The sequence below is a fragment of the Rhizobium sp. P40RR-XXII genome, from assembly GCF_012641405.1.
Lineage (GTDB): Bacteria > Pseudomonadota > Alphaproteobacteria > Rhizobiales > Rhizobiaceae > Rhizobium.
The window spans coordinates 49,610-62,605 of record NZ_JABAII010000024.1 but is presented as its reverse complement, the minus strand read 5'-3'; the positions used below and the strand labels follow the sequence as shown (position 1 = coordinate 62,605).

Below are 12,996 nucleotides of genomic sequence, written 5' to 3'. Positions count from 1 at the left end.
AGTTTTGCCGCTGATTATGACAAAGTTGTAATCTTGGGATCGACAACGGGACGTTTCACCGGCGCACCGGCTGATCGATTCCGATATGGAAGACGGCCCTCAAGCGAGCACTATGCCCTGTGAATGTGCACTTTTTGTTCTAGTTTCGGCCCGTTTCTTTTGCCTTTCGGGGTAGAATCATTACATTGGGCCGCATGACCATTGGACATGACGATATTCCCTTCTTTGACGAGGAGCCGGAGCACACTGCGCCGCGCCGTTCAGCGCCGGCTGCCGGCGGCACCGGCGGCGGTATTGCCGCCCGCGCCATGGCGGCGCGCGACAGCGGCCGCCGGCCGGATTATCTCGCAGGCCTCAACTCGGAACAGACGGAAGCAGTCGAGACGCTTGACGGCCCCGTTCTGGTGCTTGCCGGTGCCGGCACCGGTAAGACGCGCGTGCTGACGACCCGCATCGCCCATATCCTGTCCACCAACCGCGCCTTCCCCAGCCAGATCCTCGCCGTCACCTTCACCAACAAGGCGGCCCGCGAGATGAAGGAACGCATCGCGCTGCTCGTCGGCGGTGCGGTCGAAGGCATGCCCTGGCTCGGCACCTTCCATTCGATCGGCGTCAAGCTTTTGCGCCGCCATTCCGAGCTGGTCGGCCTTTCTTCCAGCTTCACCATTCTCGATACGGACGATGTCATCCGCCTGATCAAGCAGTTGATCCAGGCCGAGGGCCTGGACGACAAGCGCTGGCCGGCCAAGCAGTTCGCCGGGATGATCGACACCTGGAAGAACAAGGGGCTCAGCCCCGCCGATATTCCGGAAGGCGATGCGCGGGCCTTCGCCAACGGCAAGGGCCGCGAACTCTACAGTGCCTATCAGAACCGCCTGAAGACGCTGAACGCCTGCGACTTCGGCGATCTTTTGCTGCATCCGATCAATATGTTCCGGCAAAATCCTGATATTCTGAAGGATTATCACCAGCGCTTCCGCTACATCCTGGTCGATGAGTATCAGGACACCAATACGGCGCAATATATGTGGCTTCGCCTGCTAGCCCAGCGACAGAAGGGCGAGCCACAGAACGTCTGTTGCGTCGGCGATGATGACCAGTCGATCTATGGCTGGCGCGGTGCCGAAGTGGACAACATCCTGCGCTTCGAGAAGGATTTTCCCGGCGCCAAGGTCATCAAGCTCGAGCGCAACTACCGCTCGACGGAGCATATTCTCGGTGCCGCCGCGCATCTGATCGCCCATAACGAGGGCCGGCTCGGCAAGACGCTGTTCACCGATCGCTCAGACCCCGACGACATTAAGGTGCAAGTGCACGCCTCCTGGGATTCCGAGGAGGAAGCGCGCGCGATCGGCGAAGAGATCGAGCAGCTTCAGCGCAACAAGCATAATCTGAACGACATCTCGATCCTCGTGCGCGCGTCTTTCCAGATGCGCGAGTTCGAAGACCGTTTCGTCACGCTCGGCCTGAATTATCGCGTCGTCGGCGGCCCGCGCTTCTACGAGCGCCTCGAAATCCGCGATGCCATGGCCTATTTCCGCCTCGTCTGCCAGCCGGCTGACGATCTCGCCTTCGAACGCATCGTCAATACGCCGAAGCGCGGTTTGGGCGACACCACGGTCCGCGCCCTGCACGATTACGCCCGTGCTCGCGATATCCCGATGCTGGCGGCAGCAGCGGATATCATCGAGACGGACGAGATGAAGCCGAAGGCGCGCAAGGCGCTGTTCGATGTCGTGCAATCCTTCCGCCGCTGGCAGGGCCTGCTTGAAAACACGCCCCATACCGAGCTTGCCGAGCAGATCCTTGAAGAGTCCGGCTATACGGACATGTGGAAGAACGACAAATCGGCGGAAGCGCCGGGACGCCTGGAAAACCTCAAGGAACTCGTCCGCTCCATGGATAGTTTCGAATCCATGCGCGGCTTCCTCGAGCACGTCTCGCTTGTCATGGATGCCGAGCAGAACGAAAATCTCGACGCCGTTTCGATCATGACGCTGCACTCCGCCAAGGGTTTGGAATTCGATACGGTGTTCCTGCCCGGCTGGGAGGAAGGCCTGTTTCCGCATCAGCGCTCGCTCGACGAAAACGGCCGCGCCGGCCTGGAGGAAGAGCGCCGCCTCGCCTATGTCGGGATTACCCGCGCCAAGCGCCGTTGCCACATCTGGTTCGTCTCCAACCGCCGCATCCATGGCCTCTGGCAATCGACTATTCCGTCCCGCTTCCTCGACGAACTGCCGGAAACGCATGTTCAGGTTGCCGAGGTCGAGCAGTCCTACGGCGGATATGGCCGCGGCGGCTACGGCCAGTCACGCTTCGACAAGGCCGATCCCTTCGCCAATTCCTATTCCACCCCCGGCTGGAAGCGCGCCCAGGCAAATCGCAACGATGCGACCCGCGACAACTGGGGCAGCCGCTCCGGCCACGCCGTCGAGCGCATCGGCTACGGCGAAAGCGGCCCGAAGGTGCGCACCATCGACGGTGAGCTGGTGGCCAAATCCACCTCCTCCGAACCCTCCAAATTCGCCATCGGCGACCGCGTCTTCCACATCAAGTTCGGCAACGGCAATGTCTCCGAGATCGAGGGCAACAAGCTGACCATCGAATTCGACCGCGCCGGGCAGAAGCGGGTGCTGGACGGGTTTGTGGAGAGGGTTTGATCGGCGAGGCCGATTATCTCGCTTGGGATAAGAGGGGCGGCCCCAATGCATCCGCGAAGACTTGGTTGATTGTGGCTCTCCTTCTCTCCCACACACTCCGTCATCCTCGGGCTTGACCCGAGGATGACGGAGTGTGGGGTATGGCAGGGTGGCAAACGCGAACCCCATTCTTTGCCAACCATAGGTCATCCACCATCCATAGCTCTTGACGGCTATCATCTCCGCCAGCATCCTACACGCATGGGTGGATATACTTACATTATCACCAACCACAAACGCGGTACGCTGTACATCGGCGTCACTGCCGATCTCGAACGCCGCATCTACAAGCATCGTGAAGGCCTGACACCCGGCTTCGCTTGGAAATATGGGTGCACGCGGTTGGTCTGGTATGAAGACCACGCGGACATCGTTTCAGCCATACAGCGGGAGAAATCCCTGAAACGCTGGTATCGCCAGTGGAAGATCGAGCTGATTGAAAAGACCAACCCCGATTGGCGGGATTTATACTACGAGCTCTGGTGACGTCTCATGCTCCCCGAGCAATCGCGCATCCCGATCCTTCAGCCACAGCCCGAACTCCTTGACCACGGCCACCACTTTCTCCAGCCGGGTCCCATCCTTCGTCAGCGAATATTCGACCTTCACAGGAACAGTCGGATAGACCGTGCGCCGGATAAGGCCTGCCTCCTCCAACGCGCGGAGGTCAAGCGTCAGCATTCTCTGCGAAATGCCAGGCATCAGCCGTCGCAGCTCGTTGAAGCGCTTGGGTCCGTCGACCAGATAGGAGACGATCAGCAGCCGCCAGCGGCCTCCCAGCAAATGCATCGCCTCCTCGACAGAGCAACCGGTCACGGTCTTTTTCATCACGCATTCCTCATGCTTGAGGCGGTATAATTTTTGAACCTAGATGTCAAACTTTTCCGTTCTTACGATTCTATACCAAAGGGATTACCTGGTTCGGCAGCCAGCCTTCCAAGGGGAGGCTGGCACTGGAAACACCATGGAGACCTTCAGTGAAACTATACTACATGCCGGCAAGCTGCTCGCTCTCGCCCCATATCGTCATCAACGAACTCGGCCTGGACGTGGAACTGATCAAGGTCGATCACACCAGCCACAAGACCGAGGCTGGGCTGGATTTTCACGGCGTCAATCCGCACGGCTATGTCCCCGTTCTCGAACTCGCCGACGGCAATCATCTGAGAGAGGGACCGGCGATCGTCCAATATCTGGCGGACTTGAAGCCCGAGGCTGGATTGTTGCCGGCCGCCGGCACGATGGCGCGCTACAAGCTGCAGGAAATGCTCGGCTTCCTGTCGACGGAAATCCACAAGGGCTTCATTCCGCTTCTCTATGCTCGGCTGGCGGGAGGTTATGTCGAGACGGCAAGGCCGAAGCTCGAAAAGCGATATCAATGGATCGACGCACATCTTGCCGACCGCCTCTTCCTGATGGGCGACAGGTTTACGGTTGCCGATGCCTATCTTTTTGCGCTGACGGGCTGGGGCCAGGCGGCATGGCTGAAATCCTACTACAAGGCAGGGATCCACTTCGATGAACTCGATCATCTCAAGGCCTGGTATCTGCGCATGAGGCAACGCGATGCCGTGCGTAAATCCATCGTGGAAGAAGGATTGGCATTCGACTGACCACCGCGGCGGCGGGCAAGAGGAATGCCATCGCGAGACACAGACGGTCTCGCGATGGCGCGATTTGATACCATGCTACTTCTGTCGATGGAGGATCATGCCGCCGTGATGGAGCACGTCGTCGATGAAATCTCCATCGGCGGTGAAACCTGTATCGTCCCAATAGTCGATGTGATTGCCGCGAACTTCATAGCGCCCCTGATAGGCGCTTTCGCGCTGGCCGCGCGCTTCGTCATAGCGGCCGTTCGGCAGCAAATTGTGACGCACATAGCCATCGGCGGTAACCCACATGCCGGCATAGGGATGGCTTTGCTGGATGGTCGCGGATGCATTGGGCTTGTTGTTCATGGTGGCGTAAACCTCTGATGTGACGATGAATATGGCGCTGGCGGCAAGAGCCACGGTGAGACTTTGGATTGTGGCCATGTCTCGCGCCGCTAGGTGTTGGCCGTCGGGCGCACGACGATCTCGTTGACATCGACATCCTCGGGCTGCTCGATGGCGAAGCGCACGGCGCGGGCGATGGCATCGGGCTTCAAGGCGATGGCGCGATAGGTTTTCATCGCCTCGGCGGCGACGGGATCGGTGATTGTGTCGGCAAGCTCGCTTTCGACGACGCCGGGATGGATGCAGGTCACGCGCAACGTCTTGTGTTCCTGGCGCAGTCCATCGGAGATCGCCCGCACCGCATGTTTCGTGGCGCAATAGACCGCAGCGGTCGGTGAAACCGCAAGCGCTCCGATCGATGCGATGTTGATGATCTGGCCGGAATTGCGCGCGATCATCTCGGGCAGAACTGCGGCAATGCCATACAGCACGCCTTTGATGTTGACGTCGATCATCCGGTCCCATTCCTCGACCTTCAGCGACGCCATCAGCGACAGCGGCATCACCCCGGCATTGTTGACGATGACATCGACGCGTCCCCATTTCTGTCGAGCGGCGCTGACGGAAGCCTCGAAGCTCCGGCGGTCCGTCACATCAAGGGGATGGGCGAGCACGGTACCGCCTGCCGCGCTCAATTCGGCCGCCAGCGCCTCCAGGCGTTCCACCCGCCTCGCGCCCAGCGCCACTTTCGCGCCGGCGGCGGCAAGTTCGCGGGCAATGGCCTCACCGATCCCGCTCGAAGCCCCAGTAATCAGAATGACCTTATCAATCGGCACGACCTCATCCTTTCTTGGTCTATGTCATGAGGCCTTGACTGTAAGGGTCAGCTATTGTTTCGATAAGCCATCATTCCCTTGCCAGATTGGAAAGAAAAAATAACCAATGGAGCCGGATCTGAATGCGCTTGCCGTTTTTGCGCTCGTTGCGGAGGAACGGAGCTTCCGGGCTGCGGCGACGCGGCTCGGCGTGACGCGTTCCGCCGTCAGCCAGACGATCCGTCGCCTTGAGGAAAATCTCGGCATCGCGCTTGTGCTCCGTACGACGCGGAGCGTCAGCCTCACCGAAGCCGGCGAGCGGCTCTATGAGAGGGTCGCTCCGGCAGTGGCGGACATGCGCGCGGCACTGGAGGGGACCAAGGCGCTGACGGAGCTTCCGCGCGGACGTCTGAGGCTTGCGGTCTCCTCGATTGCCGAACGTTTTCTGGCAGGGCCGCTCCTCGCCGGCTTCGTCCACCAATATCCCAAGGTGGAGCTTGATATCACCGTCACGGACGAGGAATTCGACATCGCCGCCGAAGGCTATGACGCGGGCGTGCGGCTGGGAGAAGTCATCGCGCAGGATATGATCGCCGTGCCGATCGCGGGCGCCGAGCGGCAACTGGCCGTCTGTGCCCCATCCTATCGCGAACACTTCGGCGTGCCATCACACCCGGCAGACCTTGCCGGGCATGCCTGCATCGGCTGGCGCCCTTCCCCGAAATCGGCGCCCTATCGCTGGGAATTCGCCGAAGCGGGCAAGGAGTTCAGCGTCGCGGTGCCGTCGACGATCACCACCAACGACATGGGCCTGATGATCAAGCTCGCCGTCGCAGGGGCCGGCATCTCATTTGGAATGGAGGAAAGCTTCCGCCCCTTCATCGGCCGCGGGGAGTTGCAGCCGATCCTGGAGGATTATTGCCCCTACTTCGCGGGCTTCTATCTCTATTATCCGAGCCGCCGAAACACTGCTCCGAAGCTTCGCGCGCTGATCGAGCATGTCAGGCGCTTTCCCGCCGGCGGCGAAGGACGGGCAAGCGGCAAGTAAACCGGATAAGTCCCTTGCCGTCTTGAGCGATCACCACCCTCAATTGCGCCCGCCATTCGCGCGGATGATCTGCCCATTGATCCAGCCGCTCTGAGCACCGGCGAGAAACGATACGATCTGGGCGATCTCTTCCGGCAGCCCGAGTCGCCCGAGCGGAATATCGTTGATCAGCCGCTGGATCAGCTCCTCGGACCGTCCCTTGAACAACAGTTCCGTGGCGATCGGTCCAGGCGCGACGGCATTGACTGTCACGCCGCGCGTGCCGAGTTCCTTGGCGAGCGTATGCGTCATGGCTTCCACCGCCGCCTTCGTCGCCGCATAGACGCCGTTGCCGGGAGAATAATGGCCGATGATGCTCGTGGAGAGGTTGATGATGCGGCCGCCATCCCTCACCCGCTTTGCACCTTCCCGCATTCCGTTGAACGTGCCTGTGAGGTTGACGGCAATCTGCTGTTGAAAATCCTCATCGCTCACCTGCGCCAACGGCGAGAATTTGCCGATCCCGGCATTGTTGACGAGCACATCGACCTCTCCGAACTCGGCTTCGGCACGATCGAACAACGCCGCAACAGCCGAAGCGTCGGCCACATCCGCACGGACCGCAATCGCGCGGCCGCCCGCCGCTTCGATGCAGGCGACGACGTCCTCAGCCTCTCCCATGCTCGATGCGTAATTGACGATGGTCTGAAAACCATCGGCGGCAAGCTGCCCCGCAATGGCGGCACCGATGCCCTTCGATGCTCCGGTGACGATCGCGGTTTTGATTTCGCTGGACATGCATTTATCTCCATTTGTCTTTCCGGCCCGAACGGCGAGCGTCGCGCACGCATGCGCGCTGGAACACGCCGGGGACTTCAATCTCCGGATGTTGCTGGAACGCTTGTTTCGTTGGGCTACGACCTGTAATATGAGCGATAATTCGCTTTTTACCACTCGCATTCCAGGAACATGTCCGAGAGCCCTCTGAAGAGCCGCCCGGCGCCGAGAAAAACACCGAAGCAAGCCCGTTCGCTCGCGACCGTCGAGGCAATTGTCGAGGCTGCGGCTCGCATTTTGGAAGAGCGCGGCCATGAAGCCTTTTCCACCAATGCGGTGGCGGAGAAGGCCGGTGTCAGCGTCGGCTCGCTCTATCAATATTTTCCACGCAAGGATGCGCTGATCGGAGCCTTGATCCTCAGAGAAACGAGCCGCCTCGTCGAGGATGCGGAAAGCGCAACCGACCAGCCCACCGGCAGTCAAGCCCTGTCGGCACTCATCCTCCCCTGCGTCGAGCAGCAGCTTCGCCGGCCGGCTCTTGCCCGCCTGCTCGACTTTGAGGAAGCACGCCTGCCGCTCGACGACACTACGGAACGAGTGAAGATGCGGTTCTTCGAACTCACGCGCGCAACGCTTCGGCGACCGGACCTGCCGCCGCAGGCCGATATCGATGTTGCAAGCCGCGACGTGGTGGCGATCATCAAGGGAATGGTCGACGCCGCCGGAGAACACGGTGACGGAGATAAAGGTCAATTGGCGCTTCGCGTGAAGCGCGCCGTGTTCGGCTATCTAGCCAACAAGGGCTGATGCCTGCGGATCAGACGCGCCGTAAGGGAGGCTGAATTGCTTCGCTCGATGTCTTCAGCCTTTGCTGCAAACCGCATTGCTGCATTGCAAAATCCGCATTCCTAGCAAGCTACCAATAATGATCCAATCGATTATATCGATTTAAGCGGCTTCGGGATTCCGTGCTTCTTGCGGGCGTCTCGGCAAGCCGCTGCCAGTCCTTCCGGCCCGTTCGGGCTTTTCGCCCGGGTCGAATCTCGAAGCCTGGCAACAACAAGAACCGAGGATAAAAAGTGGCTGGCTCAGCAACAAGCTCTGCGCCCACCAGCGCCCGTGCATCCGCACGCCAAGGCCAGGGCAGTTACCAATTCGCGCTTATCGCACTCACCTCACTCTTTTTCATGTGGGGCTTCATCACTTGCCTGAACGATATTCTGGTCCCGCACCTGAAGAGCGTCTTTCAGCTCAACTACACTCAAGCGATGCTCATCCAGCTCTGCTTTTTCGGCGCATACTCCATCGTATCTCTGCCGGCTGGAGCGATCGTGAAGCGCATCACCTACAAGTGGGGCATCGTCGTCGGCCTTACCATCGCGGCAGTCGGCTGCGCCCTGTTCATCCCCGCCGCCAGCTATCGCGTTTATGCGCTCTTCCTGGGCGCGCTCTTCGTGCTCGCCACCGGCATCACAATCCTGCAGGTGGCCGCAAATCCCTATGTCACCGTATTGGGACCGCCGGATACGGCAGCCAGCCGACTGAACCTGACGCAGGCCTTCAACTCCCTCGGCACGACGATCGCACCTTACTTCGGCGCGATGCTGATCCTGTCTGCCGCAACCGTTGCAGCCGCTAACGCTACCCCGGAACAGCTCGATGCCATCAGGCTTGCCGAAGCCGGCGCGGTCAAGTTCCCCTATCTGCTCCTCGCGGCCGCCTTCCTGGTGCTCGCAGCGGTCTTTGCTGCGTTGAAGCTGCCCGAGGTCGAAGACGAGGAAACGGTCGAGCCGATGCGCGGCGGCGGTTCCGCCTGGCAGTACCGCCACCTCGTGCTCGGCGCCGTTGGCATTTTCCTCTATGTCGGCGCCGAAGTCAGCGTCGGCAGCTTCCTCGTCAACTTCCTGAGTCAGCCCGATATCGCGCATCTCTCCGAAGCCGATGCCGCCCACTACGTCTCTTACTTCTGGGGCGGCGCCATGATCGGACGCTTCATCGGCTCGCTGATCATGCGTCATATCGATGACGGCAAGGCGCTTGCCTTCAACGCCGCTGCAGTCATCATCCTGCTCGTGGTCACCGTGCTGACAACGGGCCATGTCGCCATGTGGTCCGTGCTGGCGATCGGCCTGTTCAACTCGATCATGTTCCCGACGATCTTCAGCCTGGCGCTGCACGGCCTCGGCAAATATACGAGCCAGGGTTCGGGCATTTTGTGCCTTGCCATTGTCGGCGGCGCCATCCTGCCGGTCATCCAGGGTGGCCTCGCCGATACCATCGGCATTCATCTCGCCTTCCTGATGCCGATCATCTGCTACGTCTATATCGCCTTCTACGGGCTCAAGGGCCACAAGCCGGCCTGAGACTGACTAGGCTTTGCGCTCCGCCGGTTTTCCAGCGGAGCGCAAAGGGCTTGATCCGAGGCGCGCCGCTTGGCATCGTGCGGCACAACAAACCTGAAGGACTGGCCTCATGAAAGCACTGCTGCTCATCGACATCCAAAACGGCTTCTGCCCCGGCGGAAATCTCCCCGTGCCGGATGGAGATCAGGTGGTGCCCATCGCCAACGAGCTCATCGACAGCCGCAAATACGATCTGGTTGTCGCTTCGCAGGACTGGCATCCGGCTGGCCACGGCAGCTTCGCCTCCTCCCATCCCGGCAAGAAGCCCTTCGAAATGGGTACGCTATCAGGCAAGCCGCAGATGATGTGGCCCGACCACTGCGTCCAGAACACTAAAGATGCCGAATTCCATCCCGGCCTCCATGTCGCGGCCGTCGATTTTATCCAGCAAAAGGGCCAGAACCCCGCGGTCGATAGCTATTCCGCTTTCCGTGACAACGATCAGACAGCCCTTACCGGACTGGCCGCCTATTTGCGCAATAAGGGCGTCACGGAGCTCGATCTTTGCGGGCTGGCGACCGATTACTGCGTGAAGTTCTCGGCGCTCGACGCCGTCGAAATGCTGCCCGGCGTCACCGTTCGCTTCATTGAGGATGCCAGCCGAGGCATCGACCCGGCCGGTGTCAAGGCGGCGGTCGACGATATGCGAGCCCATGGTGTCGCGGTCATCAGCAGCAAGGATGCGCTTGCCTAAAATCGCGTCGACCGGGCTAAACCTTCTCTAAACAAAATGGTGCAAGCTAGTCCTGATCAGTAAGATATCGGGACCCTTAGCGTGCAGTCGATTGTCATCAATGGGCGTTTCCTTGGCCAGTCCTTGTCGGGCGTGCAGCGCTTCGCGCGCGAGCTCACCCTGGCGCTCGACCGCAAGATCTCCTCAGGCGCCCTGCCCGCCTCGCTGAAAGGCGCGCGCTGGCGTCTGGCCGTACCACGCAATACACCCATCGATATAAGGCTCTCCACCATCGAAATCGATAGTTTCGGTTCCGGTCCCGGTCACGTCTGGGAGCAAACATCGTTGCTTTCGCGCTCGCGCGGCAGCCGGCTTATCGGCTTCGGCGGCAGCGGCCCGCTGCTGCATCGCCGCCAGGCGGTCGTCATCCACGACGTGACGATCTTCCGCCATCCGCAATCCTTCAAGCGCAGCTACCGCCTGCTGCACGGTGCGCTTGGCACGGTGCTGACGCGCACCGCCAAGATCGGCACCGTCTCCGAATTCTCGCGACAGGAACTGGCCTCGGTGTTCCGGGTTCCCTCGGCCGGCATCGACGTCGTCTACAATGCCGTCGATCACTTCGCCGCCATCGAGCCGGACAACGCCGTGATGCACCGGCTTGACCTGAAGACGAACGGCTTCTTCCTGCTTGTGGGAACGATGAAGCCGAACAAGAACCTCGATTTCGCCATCCGCGCTTTCAAGGCGCTCAAGGATGACAACCAGAAGCTCGTGGTCGTCGGCGGCTCCGCGCCGACCGTCTTCAAATCGGAAGGCCAGCAATCGAACGACAGCTTGCTCTTTCCCGGCAGGCTTACGGATGCGGAAATCGCCGCGCTGGAGCGACATGCCACCGCCTTCGTCTTCCCGAGCCTTTATGAAGGCTTCGGCATCCCGCCCCTGGAAGCGATGACGCAGGGCTGTCCGGTGCTCGCGGCCGATATCCCCGCCGTGCGCGAGGCGTCGGGCGATGCCGCGCTCTATTTCGACCCTTTCCAACAGGATGAACTCATCACCGCCATGCGAAGGATCGCAACGGACGACGGGCTACGCCAGGATCTGCGGCGGCGTGGCCACGAGAACGTCACGCGTTTCTCCTGGGACGGCAGCGCCGACCGCGTGCTCTCTATTCTCGAAGATCTCTGAGAGACTTCACGATCGGGCCTGCGGCCGGAACATGGTGACGAAGTAGCTATAGAGGCCAAGCAGGCAAAAGAGCGCGCCGCCGGCGACACCGACCGCCACCGATATCCAGAGCGAACAGCCGAAACCGGTCGTCGCCAGTACCGGCACCGCAAGACCAATGGCGGAGAAGACCACCGGCGGCCAGACGAAATCGAAGGCAAGGGACATCATCACCTTGACGCCGATCGCCGTGGCGCAGAGCGCGCCGATCATGCCACCGGCCATAAGAGCAGCATCGCCGAAAGAGCCGAGGTAACCGCCGATAAGCGTGCCGGCGTTCAGCAATACGCAATCCAGCGCTGCGAGCAGGAAGATCGTCAGCAGCCGATGCTGCAGATGCGCCGGCGTCGGCATCATGTTGGCGGTCAGGGCGCGGCATGTCGCAAGACCGATGACGAAGGGGGCAACGGCAAGAAATTCGTTGCGCAAACCGGCGGCGATCACCAATTGGCCGACCGGCTGCAGCAACGCGAAGATACCGGCAGCCGTCATGAGTGTAAGGCCGGTCAGCAGCGAGTAATATTCCCCAAGCTGCTTGGCAAAAACAGGCGTCGCCCCGTCGCGATCATAGGTCGTGACGACATCGGGATATTGAATGGCCTGCAGGGCGGAGACGATCAGCACGAAGGGCCGTTGCAGCAGGTCGAGCGCCAGCAGCGCACCGGCGGCGGCCCCCGCTCCCAATGTGGCCGTGAGGATGGATTTCAATCCCAGCGGCGTCAGCATGCCGATAACGGAGGCGCTGGCGGCAACGCTGCCATAAACGAAGTGCTTGCGGATCAACGACGGCTCGAAGGGTGCCGCCTCGCGCAGGCTGTCACGGGTCAGAAACACAGCCAATAAACCGTAAGCGATATAACCGGCCATCAGACCTATGACGGTGCAAGTGAAATTGGGGGCAACGGCAGCACCCGCGAGCGTGCCGGCTGCGAGAATGGTGGCGCGTGAACCCTGCAGCCGCGAGAAAACACGAAACTCCTGACGAAAGCGCAACATGGTGAGATGCAGGTCGCTGCCGCCCTGGAAGATCGCGACCAAGCCGCCGAGCACGGCAATCTCCGCCGAAACAGAAAAGAAGATCGAAGCGGACGCGGCAATCAGGCAAATTGCCGAGCACGCCGCAAACTCCATCGTGAGTGCCTTTCGCTCCAGCGCTTCACTTCCAGGACCCTGCCCCGGATAGAAACGGCTGCAAGCAAAGCGAACCCATTCGAAACAGAAAATCGCCGCGAACTGGCTGATCGAGATGAACAGCGAATAGGCTGCGTAATCCGCCGGAGCCAGCAAATGCGCGACAGCGATCAGCAGCCCAAAAGCCACCGCCGCCTGATAGAAATATGCAGCCAATGCCACGATCTTCGCCATTCAGGCAGCTAACAGCAAAAGATTGAGGAAACCGCTAATCCTTCGAAAGGATAGTTATCGTACCAGCCCGA

At 60.6% G+C, this 12,996-nt stretch carries 13 protein-coding genes; 8 read left to right on the top strand and 5 right to left on the bottom strand.

The genetic code is table 11. The features are described 5' to 3' along the window. Positions 1 to 194 precede the first annotated feature (194 nt). Both HGP16_RS30330 and HGP16_RS30325 read left to right on the top strand, forming a co-directional pair. Positions 195 to 2,660: an ATP-dependent helicase gene (locus HGP16_RS30330; RefSeq protein WP_168843656.1), complete on the top strand. Its 2,466-nt coding sequence runs from the start codon at positions 195 to 197 to the stop codon at positions 2,658 to 2,660. A gap of 240 nt (positions 2,661 to 2,900) precedes the next feature. Beyond that, a complete protein-coding gene (locus tag HGP16_RS30325) occupies positions 2,901 to 3,185 on the top strand; it encodes a GIY-YIG nuclease family protein (RefSeq protein ID WP_168843655.1) in 285 nt (94 codons plus the stop codon). Here HGP16_RS30325 and HGP16_RS30320 read toward each other — a convergent pair. Next, positions 3,165 to 3,527 carry a winged helix-turn-helix transcriptional regulator gene (locus tag HGP16_RS30320; RefSeq protein WP_168843654.1) on the bottom strand — a complete coding sequence of 121 codons (363 nt, stop codon included), beginning with the start codon at positions 3,525 to 3,527 and terminating at the stop codon, positions 3,165 to 3,167. The two genes, HGP16_RS30325 and HGP16_RS30320, sit on opposite strands and share 21 nt — an antisense overlap. A gap of 149 nt (positions 3,528 to 3,676) precedes the next feature. Between HGP16_RS30320 and gstA the strand changes: the two genes are divergently transcribed. Further along, on the top strand, positions 3,677 to 4,312 hold the full coding sequence (gstA, locus tag HGP16_RS30315; protein ID WP_168843653.1) for a glutathione transferase GstA: 636 nt from the start codon (positions 3,677 to 3,679) through the stop codon (positions 4,310 to 4,312). Positions 4,313 to 4,387: 75 nt separating this feature from the next. Here gstA and HGP16_RS30310 read toward each other — a convergent pair whose 3' ends face one another. Both HGP16_RS30310 and HGP16_RS30305 read right to left on the bottom strand, forming a co-directional pair. Continuing rightward, complete coding sequence (locus HGP16_RS30310) at positions 4,388 to 4,738, bottom strand: Atu4866 domain-containing protein (protein WP_168843652.1); 351 nt, start codon at positions 4,736 to 4,738, stop codon at positions 4,388 to 4,390. 11 nt (positions 4,739 to 4,749) lie between these two features. Then, positions 4,750 to 5,475 (bottom strand): SDR family oxidoreductase, encoded by a 726-nt coding sequence (locus HGP16_RS30305; protein ID WP_168843651.1) that lies wholly within the window; start codon positions 5,473 to 5,475, stop codon positions 4,750 to 4,752. 106 nt (positions 5,476 to 5,581) lie between these two features. Between HGP16_RS30305 and HGP16_RS30300 the strand changes: the two genes are divergently transcribed. After that, positions 5,582 to 6,502, top strand: a complete 921-nt coding sequence (locus HGP16_RS30300; protein ID WP_168843650.1) for a LysR family transcriptional regulator — start codon at positions 5,582 to 5,584, stop codon at positions 6,500 to 6,502. A gap of 39 nt (positions 6,503 to 6,541) precedes the next feature. Here the strand turns inward: HGP16_RS30300 and HGP16_RS30295 are convergent, their stop codons facing one another. Beyond that, complete coding sequence (locus HGP16_RS30295; RefSeq protein WP_168843649.1) at positions 6,542 to 7,279, bottom strand: SDR family oxidoreductase; 738 nt, start codon at positions 7,277 to 7,279, stop codon at positions 6,542 to 6,544. Positions 7,280 to 7,450: 171 nt separating this feature from the next. Between HGP16_RS30295 and HGP16_RS30290 the strand changes: the two genes are divergently transcribed. The 4 genes from HGP16_RS30290 to HGP16_RS30275 all read left to right on the top strand — a co-directional run bounded on the left by HGP16_RS30290 (position 7,451) and on the right by HGP16_RS30275 (position 11,521). Continuing rightward, positions 7,451 to 8,065: a TetR/AcrR family transcriptional regulator gene (locus tag HGP16_RS30290; protein WP_168843648.1), complete on the top strand. Its 615-nt coding sequence runs from the start codon at positions 7,451 to 7,453 to the stop codon at positions 8,063 to 8,065. A 272-nt stretch (positions 8,066 to 8,337) separates the two neighbouring features. Beyond that, positions 8,338 to 9,621, top strand: a complete 1,284-nt coding sequence (locus tag HGP16_RS30285) for a sugar MFS transporter (protein ID WP_168843647.1) — start codon at positions 8,338 to 8,340, stop codon at positions 9,619 to 9,621. Positions 9,622 to 9,730: 109 nt separating this feature from the next. Next, the gene (gene pncA, locus HGP16_RS30280; RefSeq protein ID WP_168843646.1) at positions 9,731 to 10,354 is read left to right on the top strand and encodes a bifunctional nicotinamidase/pyrazinamidase; all 624 of its coding nucleotides are present in this window, start codon (positions 9,731 to 9,733) and stop codon (positions 10,352 to 10,354) included. Positions 10,355 to 10,435: 81 nt separating this feature from the next. Continuing rightward, positions 10,436 to 11,521 carry a glycosyltransferase family 4 protein gene (locus HGP16_RS30275; protein ID WP_168843645.1) on the top strand — a complete coding sequence of 362 codons (1,086 nt, stop codon included), beginning with the start codon at positions 10,436 to 10,438 and terminating at the stop codon, positions 11,519 to 11,521. 6 nt (positions 11,522 to 11,527) lie between these two features. On the opposite strand, the gene HGP16_RS30270 is transcribed toward HGP16_RS30275, so the two are convergent. Continuing rightward, the gene (locus tag HGP16_RS30270; protein WP_312862838.1) at positions 11,528 to 12,913 is read right to left on the bottom strand and encodes a hypothetical protein; all 1,386 of its coding nucleotides are present in this window, start codon (positions 12,911 to 12,913) and stop codon (positions 11,528 to 11,530) included. Positions 12,914 to 12,996: the final 83 nt, after the last annotated feature.